The organism is Kitasatospora sp. NBC_01246 (assembly GCF_036226505.1).
Lineage (GTDB): Bacteria > Actinomycetota > Actinomycetes > Streptomycetales > Streptomycetaceae > Kitasatospora.
In genome coordinates this window covers 8,378,901-8,394,193 of the sequence record NZ_CP108484.1, presented here as the reverse complement: position 1 = coordinate 8,394,193, position 15,293 = coordinate 8,378,901, and the positions used below count along the sequence as shown (strand labels likewise).

The window sequence follows — 15,293 nt, the reverse complement described above, 5'->3', positions numbered from 1 at the left end:
AGTGCAAGCCCGGACGTCGGCTCCAGGCACAATGACCCCATGACGACGTCGCACCCCGGCTCGTCCGGCACCAACCTGGCCGGACTGCGAGACCACAACGCCGCCCTCGTCCTCGGCCTGCTCCGGGCCGCACCCCAGGGCAGCAGCCGCGTCGAGCTCGCCGCCGGGACCGGACTCACCCCGCAGGCCATCGGCAAGATCACCGCCAGGCTGCTCGCCGAAGGCATGATCGTCGAAGCCGGCCAGGCGGCCTCCACCGGCGGCAAGCCCCGCACCCTGCTCCGGCTGCGCGCCGAAGCCGCCTGCGCCGTCGGCGTCCACCTGGAGCGCGACGAGCTCACCGTCCTGCTGGTCGACCTCGCGGGCCGCCACCACCACGTCCGCACCGAACCCGTCGAGCGCGGTCTCGCCCCCGTCGACGCCGTCCGCCTCGTCACCACGCGGATCAACCGGGCCGCCGCCGACCTGCCACCCGGCGCCCGCCTGCTCGGGGCCGGCATCGGCTGCCGCGGACCGCTCGACCACGCCGCCGGCGTCCTGCACTGGTTCACCCCGCTCGACGCCCGGGACTCACCGGGCTGGGACCGCTACCCGCTGCGCGACGAACTCGCCGCCCGGCTGGACGGCCTGCCCGTCGTCGTCGACAAGGACACCAACACCGCCGCGCTGGCCGAGGCCCCGACCACCCCGCGACCCGGTGGCGGCCTCGCCTACGTCCACCTCGCCGCCGGCCTCGGCGCGGGCCTGCTCCTCGACGGGGCCCTGCACCGCGGCACCCGGACCAACGCCGGCGAGTTCGGCCACCAGACCGTCCAGCTCGACGGACCGCCCTGCGACTGCGGCAACCACGGCTGCCTGGAGGTGCTCTGCCTCGCCGAGCTGCGCCGCGGCGACCACGCCGCCGCGGCCCGGCTGCTCGGCGTCGGCGTCGCCAACCTCGTCCGGCTGCTCGACATCGACCGGGTGGTGCTCGGCGGGCGGGCCGTCCTGTCCGCCCCCGACGTCTACCTCGCCGGCGTCGCCGCACAGATCGAGGCCCGGATCCCGGACCCCGACTGGCAGCCCGTCCCGGTCTCCGTCAGCGCCGCCGGCCGGCTGGCCGTCGCCGCCGGCGCCGCCGAACTCGTCCTCGGCCCGCTCTTCGGCCGCCGGACCTGACCGCAGGGTCCCGCAAACCCGGCAGCGCAGTGGTGTGACGGCCCGCTTCCGCTGCGTGTTGACTCACCCAGCCCCGAAGATGCAACCCTGCGGCCGGATTGGCGGGAGGTCGGCCGCTGCGACGGAAGGCTGATGGAGCCCGGCCGGGGGCGGCAGGAAACAGGCTGCTGATCACCCGGGTACGAATGACATGTTTGCGCAAACAGCCTAAACGACCACCGCGCACACGCCCAAGGTCGTGTCCTTCCCCCGCTCAACGGCCGGTACGTCCGGCTGCGGGCCCTGAAGGAGGCGGGCGGCGGCGGACCGTGGAGCTCCGCCGCCGAGATCGTCGTCATCGGGAGCCGATCCGGCTCCCCGGCCGACTGAACCCGGCTCCCGCGCCACCGAGGCCGCCCCCGGGACGCAGGGCCTGTGCGTCCGGCCGAACGCGGGCCCCGAGCACAGGCCAAGTACACAGGGCGCCGGACGCGTACCACCGAACGCGCAACACCGGACGCACGGCCCCAACGGAGGAACCGCCCAGGCCGGAGGCCTCGCCATGCCCACTGCGAGCCCGGGCACGGCGACCCGGCGAAGTCCTTGACAAGCCCGGGACCGCGCTCCCAGAATCTGACCCAGCCGCTTGTTTGCGCCAACATTGCTCATCGCCGAAGGTGCGCAAGAACCACCGGGCCCGCCGACTCCACGGGAAGGAGAAGGCGGCCCCGGGCGGACAGACCCCACCGCCGCGCCCTCACGCCCTCGCCACCCGAGTGCGTGAGCGCCGCCCCAGCCCCAGCAGGGCGAAGCCGGTGTGCCGCCCAGGTGAGCAGGCCCCCACCCCCCACCCCCACGTGCACGTGAACGACCGATCGCCCCCCGGCCCGGCGGCCACCCACCGCCGACCGTCGGCGATGTCGATCGGGACACACTCGGTCCGAGGCTCCGCCACCCCGCCTGGCGCGGTGACGCCGCCAGGTCGCTCAGCCCTCCGACCGGCACGAAGAAGCGAAGGTAGCCGACCATGTCGCGCAAGAGATCGTCCGTCCTCCTCGCCGCCGTTGCCACCCTCCCCCTCAGCCTCTTCGCGGCCGCCGGCACCGCCCACGCGGCGCCGGTGACCGTTACCAGCGGGACCCAGTTCGCCGACACCGCCGGCAACCCCGTGCAGGCCCACGGCGGTGGCGTCATCAAGGTCGGCCAGTACTACTACTGGTTCGGCGAGGACCGAAACCCGGACAACACCTTCCACTACGTCTCCGCGTACCGCTCGACCGACCTCAAGACCTGGGAGTTCCGCAACCACGTCCTGACCCAGGCCAGCGGGACCGAACTCGCCAACGGCGCCAGCATCGAGCGGCCCAAGGTGATCTTCAACAGCAGCACGAACCAGTTCGTGATGTGGATGCACAAGGAGGGGAGCAGCACCGACTACAGCGAGGGCGAGGTGGCGGTCGCGACGTCCGGCACCGTGGACGGCGACTACAGCTACCAGGGCAGCTTCCGCCCGCTCGGCTACGACTCGCGCGACATGACGCTGTACAAGGACGACGACGGCACGGCCTACCTGATCTCGTCCTCCAGCGGCAACGCCGACCTGCACATCTACCGCCTGAGCGCCGACTACCTCACGGCGGAGGCCCTGGTCGCCAACCCCTCCCCCGGGCAGTGGCGCGAGGCCCCCGCCCTGTTCAAGCGCGACGGCGTGTACTTCCTGCTCACCTCCAGCGCCACCGGCTGGTCCCCCAACCAGCAGCGGTACCAGACGACGACCAGCCTCACGGGCTCGTGGAGCGGCCTCCAGGACGTCGGCGACCCGACCACGTACCGCAGCCAGACCGCGTTCGTGCTGCCGGTGCAGGGCACTCAGGGGACCAACTACCTGTACATGGGCGACCGGTGGGGCAACTCCATGGGCGGAACGGTGAACGACTCGCAGTACGTGTGGGCGTCCCTCCGGTTCCCGACCACGACCACCATGGCCATGGACTACTCCCCGCAGGTCTCGATCGACGCCGCCGCCGGCACGGTCGCGAGCGTGGGCGGCCCGTGGGAGCGGCTCGCCGCCCGCAACAGCGGCAAGTGCGCCGATGTCGCGAACTACGACTTCTCCCAGTCGTCGCCGGTCATCCAGTGGTCGTGCGGCGCCGGAGCCAACCAGAACTTCTGGTTCAAGGACCTCGGCACCGGCTACTCCCAGATCATCGCGCGGCACAGCGGCAAGTGCCTCGACGTCGCCGGAGCGTCGACCGCCGACGGTGCGGCCATCGTCCAGAACACCTGCAGCGCCGCGACCTCGCAGCAGTGGAAGACCCAGAAGGTCACCGGCACCACGTCGGTGAAGCTGGTCGCACGGCACAGCGGCAAGTGCCTCGACGTGACCAACCAGTCGACGGCGGACGGTACTTCGCTGGAGCAGTGGACCTGCAACACCGGCTACAACCAGCAGTGGCAGCGCACCACCGTCTGACCGCCTGCCCCGGTCGGCGCCGCCCGCCGGACACACCGTGACCGGCGGACGCGACAACGCGATCCGGCGGGCCGCCCGTCGACCTGGTTCGGCGGGCGCCGCCGCCCGGAGGCCGGAGGGTCCTGGTGCGCGAAGGCACCAGGACCCTCCGGACGACATCACCCCGGGCGCGAGGCGGTACCGACGTTCGACGGGTTCGACGACGGTGCTACTCGCCCTCCGGCCCTCCGGGGCAACGGAGTGTCAGGCCGGTTCCTCCGCCTCCGACTCGGCGACCCAGGCGGGCAGCGGCTCGCGGCAGGCCAGCCAGGCCTGCGGCACGTCCGCCAGACCGGTGCGGGCGGCGACGACGCCGCCGGTGATGGCGCAGGTGGTGTCCACGTCGCCCAGGCCCTCTGCCGTGGTCCAGAGGGCGTCGGCCAGGCTGTCCAGGTGATGCGCGGCGGACCACAGGGCGAACGGGACGGTGTCGCTCGCCCGGACCCGCTGCCCGTTGCCGAGCAGGTCGGCAGCGCGCCAGGGCTCGGTGGCGGCGGGCAGCTCTGCGGCCCGGCGCAGCCCGTCGCGGACGGCACCGGCCGGGGTGCGGTCCGCGACCTCGGCCAGCAGGTCCGCGCCGGCCAGCGCCGGCCCGGAGCGCCCGCGCGTGGCGAGGGCCGCTCCCAGGGCCACGGCCACCGCGCCGGCCACGCCCTCCGGATGCGCGTGGGTGACCTCGGCGGACAGCGCCGCCTGCTCGGCCGCCTCGTCCAGGTCGGCGCAGAACCAGGCGCCCAGCGGAGCCACCCGCATCGCCGCGCCGTTGCCGAGGCTGCCCTGGCCGTCGAACAGCGCCCGTGCGGCGGTGCGCCAACTCGCCGGGTCCGCGCCGAGTTCGGGCAGCAGCAGGTGCATACCGTACCCGTAACCGCGCCCCTGGTCCGCCCGGTAGGTGGCCGCGAAGGCCTGGGCGAGCCGCTCCTGGTGGACCGCGTCGAAGGCGGTCAGGATCCCGTAGACCGACAGCGCCATCGCGGTGTCGTCGGTCCAGTGCCAGGGCCCTTCCTCCGGGGTGCGCCGGGCCCGGATCTGTTCGAACGCCTCCTTGGGCGAGCGGAAGAGGGGGAACCAGCGCTCCCCGAATCCGTCCCCCAGAGCCAAACCTTCCAACGAGTCGCGAGCAGCGGAGATGGTCGTCATCCCGGCATCCTGACAGCCCCTTCGGTCCTGCCGCAGCCGGTTTCCGAGCCGTGGCGCCACTGGCCGGTCAGGCCACTTGGTCGCACCCTGCCGGCGGACGGAGCCGGCCCGATACGCGACCGCCCCGGGCTGAGCCTCGCCGATCACGCCGGTCCCGCCTCCTGGCGGTCGACGGGACCGGCCACCTCACCGCCCGTAGCCCAGCAGCCGCCTCAGACCTCGCGCAGCCAGTGGTCGAGCGCGGCGTAGTCCGCGTCGGCCAGGCCCCAACGGGGGTCGACGCGATGGAGGAGGGCCCGGTCGCCGTGGTGCGCCGACATCCAGGCCCGATCGATGTCCGTGATCTCGTCGTCGACCCAGGCGAAGGGGCGGCCGGCCGCCCAGTCGAGCAGGGCGCGGGTCTTCCAGTGCAGGCCGTCCAGCTCGTCCTGCTCGTCCTGGCCTGTCGGCTCGGGCCAGGTCACCACCGGCAGTTCCGGCAGGCCGATCAGCGGTGCGACGTACTCGTTCGCCTCGGCCATCCAGGTCGTGGCCCACACCAGTTCGCACGGCAGCGCCGCCAAGCGGCGCCCATGCGCGGGATCGATCCTGGCCAGGAGCGGATTCGCGTCGGCCACCCGCAGTCCGGTAGCCGTCCGAAACGTCGGATAACCGTCCGGAAGCTCCTGCGCGGTGGCCCCGAACGGGATCAGCGGTCCGTCGACGTCGAGGAAGAGCAGCGGACGCTGTGCAGAACTGGTCATCGCTGCACGGTAGCCCTGTGGCGCAGCGACCCGGTGGTCAGTCCGGGGCGCCCCCGGTGGTGTCGCGGGCGGCGACCCGGCGCAGGTGCTCGTCGAAGAAGCGGCGGGGGTCGCCGCCCATAGGGGCGAGCGTCACCAAGGCGGTGAGCGCCACGTCGCACGCCTCCCTGCGTACGTCGTCCCAGTCGTGCGAGAAGCTCTTGCGGGGGTCGGCACCGAGCGCGCCGATCACGGCCTCGGCGACCTCCCCCGGCACCGGCTCAGCAGGCGGCGACCCGACGGGCCGACTGTTCGAGGCCTTCGGCGAAGGCCGATGGCCGGACCTTCGTCGAAGCCCCCCTCAGCTGCGCGCCGCCCGGTTGGCCAGGGCGCGGATCTCGCCGGCGATGGTGCGCCAGACCGATTCGGGCAGTTCGTGACCGACCTCCAGCAGCAGCAGCTTGCGAGCGTTCGGGATCCGGGACGCGATCGCCGTCGCGGCGGCGGGCTTGATCAGGGGGTCGTCCGCGCCGTGCACGACCAGTGTCGGCCGCCGAATGCCACTGATCGGCCCGCCGTGCCACTGGGCGCCGACCTGGCGGCTCTGCGCCTGCTGGTCGTGGACGCCCGCGTCGGCGGTGCGCTCGGCGGCTTCCCTCGCGGCGTGCTCGTCGAAGGGGCGGGCCGGCGAAGCGAGCAGCCGGGAGACCTCGACACTGGCGGCGATCGCGCCCTCCCGGGTAGCGGGGAACTTCAGCTTGGCGAACTTCGCGAGGGTGCCCATCCGGATGAACCGCATGGTCTTCAGGCCCGCGACATCGCCGGGAACCGCGGACATGGTCGTCACGGTCCGCACCCGGTCCGGGTGCCGCAGGGCCACGCGCTGGGCGATGGCACCCCCGAGGGAGACGCCCAGCAGATGCGCGGATTCCCAGCCCAGCGCGTCCATGACGGCGATCGCGTCGTCCGCCATGTCCTCGGCCGTATAGGCCTCGCCGCGCTTGCGGAACAGCGCGGAGACGGGGTTCCTGGTGGCGGCGGGCGGCAGGTGGGTGGATTCGCCGCCGTCGCGCTGGTCGTAGCGGGCGACGGCGAAGCCCGCGTCGGCGAGCAGGTGGCACAGGCCGTCCGGGATCCAGAGCCGGTTGACGCCGAGACCGGTCATCAGCAGCAGCGGCTCCCCGCCGGTCCCCTCGGTGAGCCGGTCGTACGCGAGCTTGACCGGCCCGTTCTCGGCGAAGCGGACCGGGGTCCACGGGTGCGCGGTGGACTCGGACATGGCGGCCTCCCAATAAAGTGCGATCGATGTTCGCAGTTTTAGTATAGGGGGCGCTCGCAGGCAGCAGCACGACAACGGATGAGAGCAGGTGCACGAGTGGCCCAGGAGCCCGTCATCGTCTGGACCCGGCCGGAGCGCGGCACACGCGGGCCCGCCGCCGTGCACACCCGTGCGGAGTTGGCCGAGGTTGCCGTCCGACTGGCGGACCGCGGCGGCCTCGCGGCCGTGTCCATGCGCCAGGTCGGCGCGGAACTGGGCACCGGCCAGGCGTCGCTGTACCGCTACGTCGGCTCCCGCGACGACCTCCTCGACCTGATGACGGACGCGGTCGCGGGCGAGATCGGCCTGGACGTCCCGCTGACCGGTGACCCGGTCGAGGACCTGGTCGCCCTCGCGGTCCGGGCGAAGGACGCGCGGCTGCGGCACCCCTGGCTCGTCGACGTCCCCCCGGAGCCACTCCGGATCGGCCCGAACGGGATGGACTTCCTGGAGTACGCGCTCCAGGCGCTCGCCCCCGCCGGGCTGCCCGGCCGGACCAGTATGGAGATCGTCGCCGTACTGAACGCCCTGACCGAGCAGTTCTCCCGCGCCGAGTTGCAGACCGACCGCGGACTCACATGCCGCCAGGGGGCGCAGGCCGCGTACATCGGCGAGACGGCGGCCCGCGGCGGGCACCCGCACCTCGCAGCGGCCCTGGCTCAGCAGTCGGAAGCGGACCCGGCGGAGGACGGGCAACTGCGGTTCGAGCGCATCATGCGGCGGGTACTCACCGGCCTCATCACGTAGGGGGCCGACTCCTGAGCTTGTCCTACCTTCCACGCGCTCAACGACCCAGCGGTAGACACCGAGGCCTGACCCGTGGGGCACTCCGCGGCGGGCTCGGTCCGCTTGGGGACCCCTTCGGGCAGCCAGGAGCCCATGAAGCCACGGCGTTCGAGCGCACGGGCCGCTTGCAGAGCCGTCGCCCCGCCTGCCCCGCGCTTCCGAACGTTCGGCGACGCCACGGATCGGTCCCGGCGTAGGCTCTCCGATGATCACAGCAGTCACGAGAGGTGGACATGGGCCAGAAGATCATTCGGTTCTCGGACCTGACCGGCAAGCACGTCGAGAACGACGGCGACCTGGTGCGCGTCGTGGTGCGCCAGCACCCCGACCTGGAGGGCGGACCGGTCGAGATCGAGGCGCTGGCGGAAGAGCTGGCCCCGGTGGAAGAGCTGGCGCTCGACCTGGTGACGATCGAGCTGCACTTCCCGGACGCCGAGGAGCCGGAGACGGTGGTCCTGGAGGCCGAAGCGTTCGACCGGCTTGCCTCGGCCGCTCCGATGGCCGACGTGCTGCGCGGTGCCAAGCGGGTGGCCCGGACCGTCCCGAGCCAGGCCGCGGTGCCGACGGGCGCCAGGGAGCGGGTCAACTACGCCAGCCTGGAGCACGCCGGTAGGCCGCACAAGGGCCGCACCACCGACGCCGAGAAGCAGCTCGTCCAGCAGCACCTGGACGAGATCAACGCGCGGCTGGTCGCCGAGGGCACCCGGACGATCGACCTGGGCAACGCCGAGCACGTGGCACGGTACGGCCTGGAGGCGCTGGCCCACGAGCGCGGCACGACGCTCGGCTGACCGGGGACCAACCCGCCGCCAGGGCCGGCAGAACGCCGGGTCTGCATCCGGTCCTGCTCGACCCCGCGGTGACCGGGCTCGGCCGCCGACGCAGCTCGTGCCCGCCGCGTCGGCGGCCGGGTCCGGACCGCTGGTCGGGCCGGCCCCGGCGGCCGTGGGGGTCGCGCGGTGCGACGCCGCGTCGTCGGCCCGGCCGGCAGCGCTGCGTCCGCGGGTCGGCGGGCGGATAACGGCTGGGCCCCCGCCGCCGCCCGGTGTTAGGGTCGACCGGCCGGCCGCGGGACTCCGGTGCGACTTCCGGAATGTGCCTTTACCGCAATGATTCGCAGCTCGTGCCCCCATTCCCCGGCCGGCCTTTCCCACACGACCACCGGGGGCGCGCAGTGGAGTCGTACGGCGACCTCGTCGCCGCCGAGGACGTGCTGCTGTTCGTCAACGCCGCGATCACCGGCACCGGCCAGCGCGAGTTCCACGGCGGAGCCGCCGAGCAGCAGCTCTCGCTGGAGTTCCTGCACGAGTACATGCTCGTCAACTACCGCGGCCCGTACGCCGCCGCGCTCGCCCTCGACATCAACGACCACAACGCCGCCCTGATCGTCCGACGGCTGCTGGAGTCCTCCCGCGACGCCACCGCGGAGCAGCGGCACACCGAGGGGCGGCTGATCGCCCGCCGGCTGGAGCTGCTCCCGCCGCAGCGGGTCTACCGGCTGATCGGCGAGCTGCGCCGTGCCAAGGTCAACAACCGTCGGACCCGTGCGATCGTGCGCGACTGGCTCGCCGCCCGTCCCGACCAGACCCTCGACGCCGTCAAGTACCGCGCCGGACTCAAGCGCGCGCTGCGCCACACCCACCTGCGGCCCGCCGCCGCGGAGACCGGCGACTTCCTGTACGCCCCGCGACGCCGCAGCGCGTACCAGGCACCGCTGCTGGACGCCTGGCGCCGCGCCCACCACCAGCAATCCGCCCTCTACGAGCTGCCGTACACCGTCGCGGAGGGCTTCGCCCGGCGCCACGGCATCCCCCGGGCCGCGTTCCTGGAGCGCATCGAACCCCGGCTGACCGGCCTGGAGCGGCTGCGCCTCCAGGAGTCCGCGCGCGCCGCCGGCGCCACCGCCGTCACCGCCGACGGCGCGGCGCTCGCCCGGATGCCGCTCACCCGGCTCGCCTCGTACGTGCTGGGCCTGCCGCCCGCCGACCGGGTCGCCCGCCGCGCGGAGCTGACCGGCGCCCTGCGCGGCGCGGCGCGCAGGGCGGTGCGCGCGGCCGGCGCCGAGGAGGGTGGCTGGGGCCGGGTCGCGGCCGTCCTCGACGACAGTTGGTCCGCGTACGGCTCGGGCGTGAAGCGCCGTCGGCCGCTCGCCGCCGCGCTCGCCTGCCACTTCCTGCTGGCGGCGCTGGCGGGCGAGTACACGGCGCTCTGGACCTCGGGGCGCACCGACGCCCTGCTCGCCCGCCCGTCCGGCCCGACCCCGCTCGGGCGCCGCATCCTGGACGCCCTGGACACCGCGCCGCAGCGGCTGGTGATCGTCTCCGACGGCTGGGACAACGCCCCGCCGGGCCTGGCCGCGGAGGTGCTGCGGGTGTGGCGCACCCGCCTGGACCCGGAGCACCGGACCAGCGTCGTGCACCTCAATCCGGTGTACGACGCGGAGGGTTTCGACGTCCGGCGGCTCGCCCCGACGGTGCCGACGGCCGGGCTGCGCGACGCCGAGGACCTTCCGGCGCTGGTCGAGTTCGCGCGCTTCGCCGAGGGCCGCACCGACCTCGCGGAGCTGACGGCGCACCTGGCGGCCCGCACCGAGAGCTTCCTGACGGCCGGCGCGACCGGGCGCCGCCCCACCGCCGAGGAGACCGTCCGATGACCACGACCCCGTCCGGGCCGGCCTTCCGGATCGACCTCGCCGGTCTCGCCACCCGGCCCGCCCAAGTGTGGGGCGGCGTGCGCCTCGTCCCGCTGGTCCGCGCCGAGCCGATCGAGGACCTCCGCCTCCACCAGGAGCTGTACGAGCCGGAGTACGCCGCCGTCCCGGCCGGCCGGCGCACCGACTACCTCGCCTACGTCCCGCACGGCTTCGTCGCCGACTGGACCCGGGACGGCACCCCGGCGGCCGCCTACGGCACCCGGCTCGACGCGCCCTCCGCCATCGGCGCGACCGCCCCGCCCGAGCGCATCCGGGTGCGGGCGCCGCGCCGGCTCGCCAAGCGAGAGAGCCGGACCCGGCTGCGTTTCCTGCCGTTGCACCTTGCCCTGGAGGGCTACCTCGCGCTGCACTTCGGCGGCCCGACCATCACCTGGGAGGAATGGTCCGACCGCGCCGTGCGGCACGGGCTGTCGCCGCGCGCCGAGGAGGCGTACGCGGGCGACCGGGTCCGCGGCCTCGCCGACGCGCTGCGGGTCTTCGAGATCCACCCCGGCCAGTGCGGGCTGCTCGTGTACGTCGCCGACGCCCTCGCCGCGGCGTTCGTCGTCCCGCACCCGGACGACTACCGGGCGCTGCACCGGACGCTGCTCCTCGACCTCTACGGCGAGCTGATCCACCACTACGCCCTCCTGTCCGCCGCCGTCCCGGAATTCCGCGCCGACCTGCGCACGGCCGGCCCGGTCAACTCGGTGGCCGAGCTGCGCACGGCCGTCGCCGGGCAGGAGCGCGCCTGGGCGGACTTCCACGACGACACGATGGCGGGCGGCCTGCTCGACCCCGACTACCGGGCCCGGGAGGTGCGTCGGCTGGGCCGCTTCAGGCTCGCCCGGTTCCTACCGGAGTTCCGTCCCAAGCAGGAGAACCACATCGGCGAGGCGATCACCGACGAGGACGGCCGGCTCGCCTACCTCAAGACCTTCCGCCTGTCCGAGTCCCAGGTCCGGCGCGGCCACCTGCTGGACCGGCTGGCCGCCCACGAGTGGCACCTGCCGAGCGCCGCCGCCTCCCTCGGCCTCACCGAGCCCCAGCTCGGCCTGCGCATCGAGGGCGCGGGCTTCGCCGGGCTGCTGCGCCAGGACATCCTCGACCACTACCGCCGCGCGGCCCGCCGGTAGCGCGGTCTGCGGGGCCGGCCGGGCGCCGTGGTCGCGGTCGCTGTCGCCGTCGTGCGCCCGACCGGCTCGACGGCCTCCGGGGAGTCCTACACGGCACCCTCGTGAACGAGCTGCCGGGATCCCGGGTGGGCCGGATCCTCGGCCGGGGCGGCGGCGCGCAGTGCCGCCTCGACCTGGCGGTTGCTGGTCATGGTCGCGGTGACGGCGGTCATGGTGAGGAGGAGACCGGCGGCGGTGTAGAGCGGGGTGCGTACGTCGTAGGTGGTGGCCAGCCAGCCGCCGAGGAAGGCGCCGAACGGGGCGGCGCACATGGAGAGCATGCGGGAGGTCGAGGCGACCCGGCCCATCAGGTGGGCGGGGACGATCGTCTGTCGGAGGGAGGGAGCGAGCACCATCGTGGCGCCCATGCCCGCACCGCAGACGGCGAGCGCGAGACCGGCGACGTACGGGTTCGGGGCGGCGGCGAGGACCAGGACGGCAAGCCCTTCGAGGGCGGCCGTGCAGGTCAGCGCAGTGCCGGTGCCGAGCCGTCGGCCGAGGAAGGAGGCGATGCCCGCGCCGAGCAGACCGCCGGTGGCCTCCGCGGTGAGGAGCAGGCCGAAGCCGAAGGCGCCGATGCCGAGGCGGTCGTGCGCGAAGAGGGCGAGCACGGTCTCCACGGCGAGGAAGGCGATGTTCCCGACCGCCGGACGCAGCGCGAGCCCGAGCAGCAGCTGGTTCCGGAAGACGTACGAGGCGCCGTCCCGTGCCTGCCGCAGCAGCGACTCGCGGGCCTGTGGCAGGGGCCGCGGCGCGGCGGGCAGCGAGCGTACGAGCAGTGCGGAGAACGCGAACGACACCGCGTCGGCGAGCAGCGGGACCGCCCGTCCGAGCGCGAGCAGGGCGCTGCCCGCGGGCGGTCCCGCGAAGCCGGACGCGGCGGTCTGGGCGCCGCGCAGGCGGGAGTTGGCGCGCTCCAGGAGCGCGGGGTCGCGGCCGAGCAGATCCGGCAGATAGGCGGTGGCGGCCGTGTCGAAGAAGAGTCCGCCGAGGCCGAGCAGGAAGGCGACCGCCGCGAGCAGGGGAACGCTCAGCAGGTCGAGCGCGGCCGCCGCCGCCGGTATCGTAAGGAGCACCGCACGCCCCGCGTCCGTCACCCACATCGTGCGCCGACGGTCCCAGCGGTCCACCAGCGCACCGCCGAGCACCCCGAACAGCAGCCACGGCAGCGTTCCGGCGGCAGTGACGACGGCGAGCGCCATCGGATCCCGCGTCAGCGTCAACGCGAGCAGTGGCAACGCGGCATGCGTCACGCCGTCACCGAGCGAGGACACCGTCTGCGCGGTCCACAGTCGTCCGAACCCGGCCGGCAACTTCCGAAGATCTGAGGTCACTTGGCGTCTCCTTCGGCCTGCACACGGGTTGCCGGGTGGAACAGCGCGAAGACGAGCGACGCGTCCGGCAGGGACGGATCGGACAGCTCCCGGTACTCGTCCGCCAGCGCTTGCAGCCGCGCCCCCAGCTCCGTGAACTGCTCCTCGGTGAGCCGAAGGTGCGCCATCCGCACGTGCCGCTCGCCATCGACCGGCGCCGCCTCCAGGTCCGCCACCGCATGCCGCATCAGCAGGTCCGGCCCTCCCTCTCCCGGGTCTGGCAGCACGATCGACCGCGCGGCCATGGCGTAGTACCGCTCGGTGACCCCCCGGACCTTCCGCGTCCGTACCACCTTCACCAGGCCGGCCCGCTCCAGCAGCCGCACGTGGTAGCTGGAGCTCCCCTTCGCAAGGCCCACCCGCTCGGCGATCTGCGTGATCGTCGCGGGCTCGAAGCGGAGCACGGCCATGATCCGGTGGCGCGTGAGGTTGGAGACGGCGCGTAGCTGCTCGTCCGTGGTGACGTGGAACGTCTCGGGAAGATCATCGGTAGGCATGGGTCCAATGGTCAACGTTTCTTGACCATTGGTCAAGGGATTTCGCACGGGCGCCCGGGATCGGCCGTTCAGCACGCGGGGCCTTCGCTCCCGCCCTCCCCTCGCCGCCGCGGCGCTCGGGCTCCTTCGGCCCCGTCGCGAGCGCTCAACCAGCCCTCGCCGTCGACGACCGTCGGCCCCAGATCGAAAAGGCCTCGGTGGCCTTCACGTGCACCTTCAACAACCTGGGTGGTTCAACGAACCCCCGATCATCCCCCTCTGTCACAACTCCGGTTGCGAGAAGGGAACTTGACCTCAAAACGTTCGGACTCCAGGTCGCCGATCCGCCGATGCGGAACGCGATCCGCGTCGGAACGCGCGAGTGTCCTCACCGGCAGACAGAAGCTCGACCGCCGGCTCGATGCCCTCACCGAAGCCAGGCCGCCGGACGACGAGACCTCGCCGGACAGCGCGGTGGCCTTCCTTGAACGCGTGTCAGCCCTGGCCGGCAGTCGTGCGGACCGGCATCTCGACCTGTGCTGCTGGTACTTCGCGCCCTGACCAGGTTGCCGAGCGGTCGCCGCGGGGCCTCAGGCCAGGGCGGTGACCAGTCGCGCCGCGGCCATGACGACCAGGAGGGCCGCGCCGGCCAGCAGGCACTGTGTCGCGCGCTGCATCCTTCTCGCCCTGAGCTGGTGGACGCTGATGCAGCGCCACAGCTCCAGGACCGCGGAGTCGGCCGCCGCCTCCACGCTCTGAGCGGAGAAGCCGGACCGGAACTCCTCCGGTGAGCCGAACGCACCTACGGTGTCGCCGTAGCCGAAGGCGATCGGAACCGGGAAGCCGGCCGGCCGCGACATGCCCGGGAGCCTACGGAACCCGGTGAGCACCGAGGCCGCCAGCGCCGCCGAACCCGCGCTCACCACCAGCGCGAGGAGCGCGGCAGCCCCGATCACCGGCGACACGTCCGACGACGTCGCGCCGGAGGCGAACACCACACCCGTGATCACGAGCGCGTCCGCGCTCAGGAGCGTGCCGGCCCGATTCACCAGACCGAGACGCAGTCCGTCCGCCCGCGTCAGGTGCCACTGGGCGAGCTGCAGTCTCTCCTCGGCGCGCAACTCCTCGCTCACTGCTCTCCCCCGTCCCCCGTACCGCACCGCGAGGACATCCCCGCCGTGCAACAGACGCTTCCCCCGCCACCGCAAGCCCAACCCACTGCGGGGCCGGACCGGGCGAATCACGACGTCCAGGACACGGAGCGCGGGGACGCCGACCGAGCGGGTCGGCCAGCACCGCACCGGGACACGGTGCGGTGTGGCGCGGTGCGGTATGCCGTGCTTGGGCGGTGCGCTGTGCCCGGCTCAGCGGGCTATCGAGATCGCGAAGGGCGAGAAGCCGTTGGCGCGGATCACGTGCGGTACGAACAGGATCGCGGCCTCCGTGGCGCGGGCGGTCCGGATCCCGCCGAGATCGGTGATCCACTCGTCGTGCCAGCCGAGGTCGTTGAGCAGTTCGCGGACGGTCTGCTTGGCTTGCGGGTCCTCGCCGGAGAGGAAGGCGTCGGGTGCCCGGGTGAGCATGGCCGGTGCGGTCATCACCGGGAAGAGCATGGTGTTGAGGGTCTTGACGACATGCGTTCCGGGGAGCGCTTCCTGGAGTTGCTCGGCGAGGCTCGACCCCGGGTGGAGCAGTTCGCCCGGCAGTCCGTCCGGTCCGTCCGCGGTGGCGTTGGAGACGTCGACGAGGATCTTGCCCCGGAGTTCCTCGCGCAGGGCGGTGAGCCGCTCCAACGAGCCGTCGCCCGGGGTGGCGTTGATGACGATCCGGGCCGTGCGGGCCGCGTCGGCGGCGGCGCCCGGCGTGCGGTCCGCCACGGTCACCTCGTGTCCGGCCCGGGTGAGGGCGGCGGCCAGGTTGCCGCCGACGCGGCCGTTGCCGAGAACTGCGATCGTGGTCATG

General features: G+C 73.5%; 14 protein-coding genes. 6 read left to right on the top strand and 8 right to left on the bottom strand.

What is annotated here, in order from left to right; all coding sequences use genetic code 11:
• The first annotated feature begins 39 nt into the window (after positions 1-39).
• Positions 40-1,158 (top strand): ROK family protein, encoded by a 1,119-nt coding sequence (locus tag OG618_RS35330; RefSeq protein WP_329491716.1) that lies wholly within the window; start codon positions 40-42, stop codon positions 1,156-1,158.
• A 1,006-nt stretch (positions 1,159-2,164) separates the two neighbouring features.
• Complete coding sequence (locus OG618_RS35325; protein WP_329491715.1) at positions 2,165-3,610, top strand: RICIN domain-containing protein; 1,446 nt, start codon at positions 2,165-2,167, stop codon at positions 3,608-3,610.
• 243 nt (positions 3,611-3,853) lie between these two features.
• On the opposite strand, the gene OG618_RS35320 is transcribed toward OG618_RS35325, so the two are convergent.
• The 4 genes from OG618_RS35320 to OG618_RS35305 form a co-directional block, all read right to left on the bottom strand.
• Entirely contained in the window at positions 3,854-4,789 is a 936-nt protein-coding gene (locus tag OG618_RS35320) for an ADP-ribosylglycohydrolase family protein (protein WP_329491714.1), read from the bottom strand.
• Between the two features lie 212 nt (positions 4,790-5,001).
• Positions 5,002-5,532 carry an HAD domain-containing protein gene (locus OG618_RS35315; RefSeq protein ID WP_329491713.1) on the bottom strand — a complete coding sequence of 177 codons (531 nt, stop codon included), beginning with the start codon at positions 5,530-5,532 and terminating at the stop codon, positions 5,002-5,004.
• 37 nt (positions 5,533-5,569) lie between these two features.
• The gene (locus tag OG618_RS35310; protein ID WP_329491712.1) at positions 5,570-5,788 is read right to left on the bottom strand and encodes a MazG-like family protein; all 219 of its coding nucleotides are present in this window, start codon (positions 5,786-5,788) and stop codon (positions 5,570-5,572) included.
• A gap of 84 nt (positions 5,789-5,872) precedes the next feature.
• Complete coding sequence (locus OG618_RS35305; protein WP_329491711.1) at positions 5,873-6,790, bottom strand: alpha/beta fold hydrolase; 918 nt, start codon at positions 6,788-6,790, stop codon at positions 5,873-5,875.
• Positions 6,791-6,868: 78 nt separating this feature from the next.
• Between OG618_RS35305 and OG618_RS35300 the strand changes: the two genes are divergently transcribed.
• The 4 genes from OG618_RS35300 to OG618_RS35285 all read left to right on the top strand — a co-directional run bounded on the left by OG618_RS35300 (position 6,869) and on the right by OG618_RS35285 (position 11,443).
• Positions 6,869-7,576, top strand: a complete 708-nt coding sequence (locus OG618_RS35300) for a TetR/AcrR family transcriptional regulator (protein WP_442906911.1) — start codon at positions 6,869-6,871, stop codon at positions 7,574-7,576.
• Between the two features lie 272 nt (positions 7,577-7,848).
• Positions 7,849-8,406, top strand: coding sequence for a hypothetical protein (locus OG618_RS35295; protein WP_329491709.1), 558 nt, complete (start codon positions 7,849-7,851; stop codon positions 8,404-8,406).
• Positions 8,407-8,789: 383 nt separating this feature from the next.
• Positions 8,790-10,268, top strand: coding sequence for a hypothetical protein (locus OG618_RS35290; protein ID WP_329491708.1), 1,479 nt, complete (start codon positions 8,790-8,792; stop codon positions 10,266-10,268).
• Entirely contained in the window at positions 10,265-11,443 is a 1,179-nt protein-coding gene (locus OG618_RS35285) for an ARPP-2 domain-containing protein (protein ID WP_329491707.1), read from the top strand. Before OG618_RS35290 ends, OG618_RS35285 begins: the two co-directional genes overlap by 4 nt.
• A gap of 86 nt (positions 11,444-11,529) precedes the next feature.
• Here the strand turns inward: OG618_RS35285 and OG618_RS35280 are convergent, their stop codons facing one another.
• From OG618_RS35280 to OG618_RS35265, 4 genes are all read right to left on the bottom strand, one after another.
• A complete protein-coding gene (locus tag OG618_RS35280) occupies positions 11,530-12,816 on the bottom strand; it encodes an MFS transporter (RefSeq protein ID WP_329491706.1) in 1,287 nt (428 codons plus the stop codon).
• Positions 12,813-13,352 carry an ArsR/SmtB family transcription factor gene (locus OG618_RS35275; protein WP_329491705.1) on the bottom strand — a complete coding sequence of 180 codons (540 nt, stop codon included), beginning with the start codon at positions 13,350-13,352 and terminating at the stop codon, positions 12,813-12,815. The genes OG618_RS35280 and OG618_RS35275 overlap by 4 nt, the downstream gene beginning before the upstream one ends.
• Before the next feature lie 569 nt (positions 13,353-13,921).
• The gene (locus OG618_RS35270) at positions 13,922-14,464 is read right to left on the bottom strand and encodes a hypothetical protein (RefSeq protein ID WP_329491704.1); all 543 of its coding nucleotides are present in this window, start codon (positions 14,462-14,464) and stop codon (positions 13,922-13,924) included.
• Between the two features lie 231 nt (positions 14,465-14,695).
• Positions 14,696-15,292, bottom strand: a complete 597-nt coding sequence (locus OG618_RS35265) for an NADPH-dependent F420 reductase (RefSeq protein ID WP_329491703.1) — start codon at positions 15,290-15,292, stop codon at positions 14,696-14,698.
• Position 15,293: the final 1 nt, after the last annotated feature.

Coding starts and splice junctions, on each gene's coding strand:
- OG618_RS35330 (WP_329491716.1), top strand. CDS start 40: ATGACGACGTCGCACCCCGGCTCGTCCGGCACCAACCTGGCCGGACTG.
- OG618_RS35325 (WP_329491715.1), top strand. CDS start 2,165: ATGTCGCGCAAGAGATCGTCCGTCCTCCTCGCCGCCGTTGCCACCCTC.
- OG618_RS35320 (WP_329491714.1), bottom strand. CDS start 4,789: ATGACGACCATCTCCGCTGCTCGCGACTCGTTGGAAGGTTTGGCTCTG.
- OG618_RS35315 (WP_329491713.1), bottom strand. CDS start 5,532: ATGACCAGTTCTGCACAGCGTCCGCTGCTCTTCCTCGACGTCGACGGA.
- OG618_RS35305 (WP_329491711.1), bottom strand. CDS start 6,790: ATGTCCGAGTCCACCGCGCACCCGTGGACCCCGGTCCGCTTCGCCGAG.
- OG618_RS35300 (WP_442906911.1), top strand. CDS start 6,869: ATGAGAGCAGGTGCACGAGTGGCCCAGGAGCCCGTCATCGTCTGGACC.
- OG618_RS35295 (WP_329491709.1), top strand. CDS start 7,849: ATGGGCCAGAAGATCATTCGGTTCTCGGACCTGACCGGCAAGCACGTC.
- OG618_RS35285 (WP_329491707.1), top strand. CDS start 10,265: ATGACCACGACCCCGTCCGGGCCGGCCTTCCGGATCGACCTCGCCGGT.
- OG618_RS35275 (WP_329491705.1), bottom strand. CDS start 13,352: ATGCCTACCGATGATCTTCCCGAGACGTTCCACGTCACCACGGACGAG.
- OG618_RS35265 (WP_329491703.1), bottom strand. CDS start 15,292: ATGACCACGATCGCAGTTCTCGGCAACGGCCGCGTCGGCGGCAACCTG.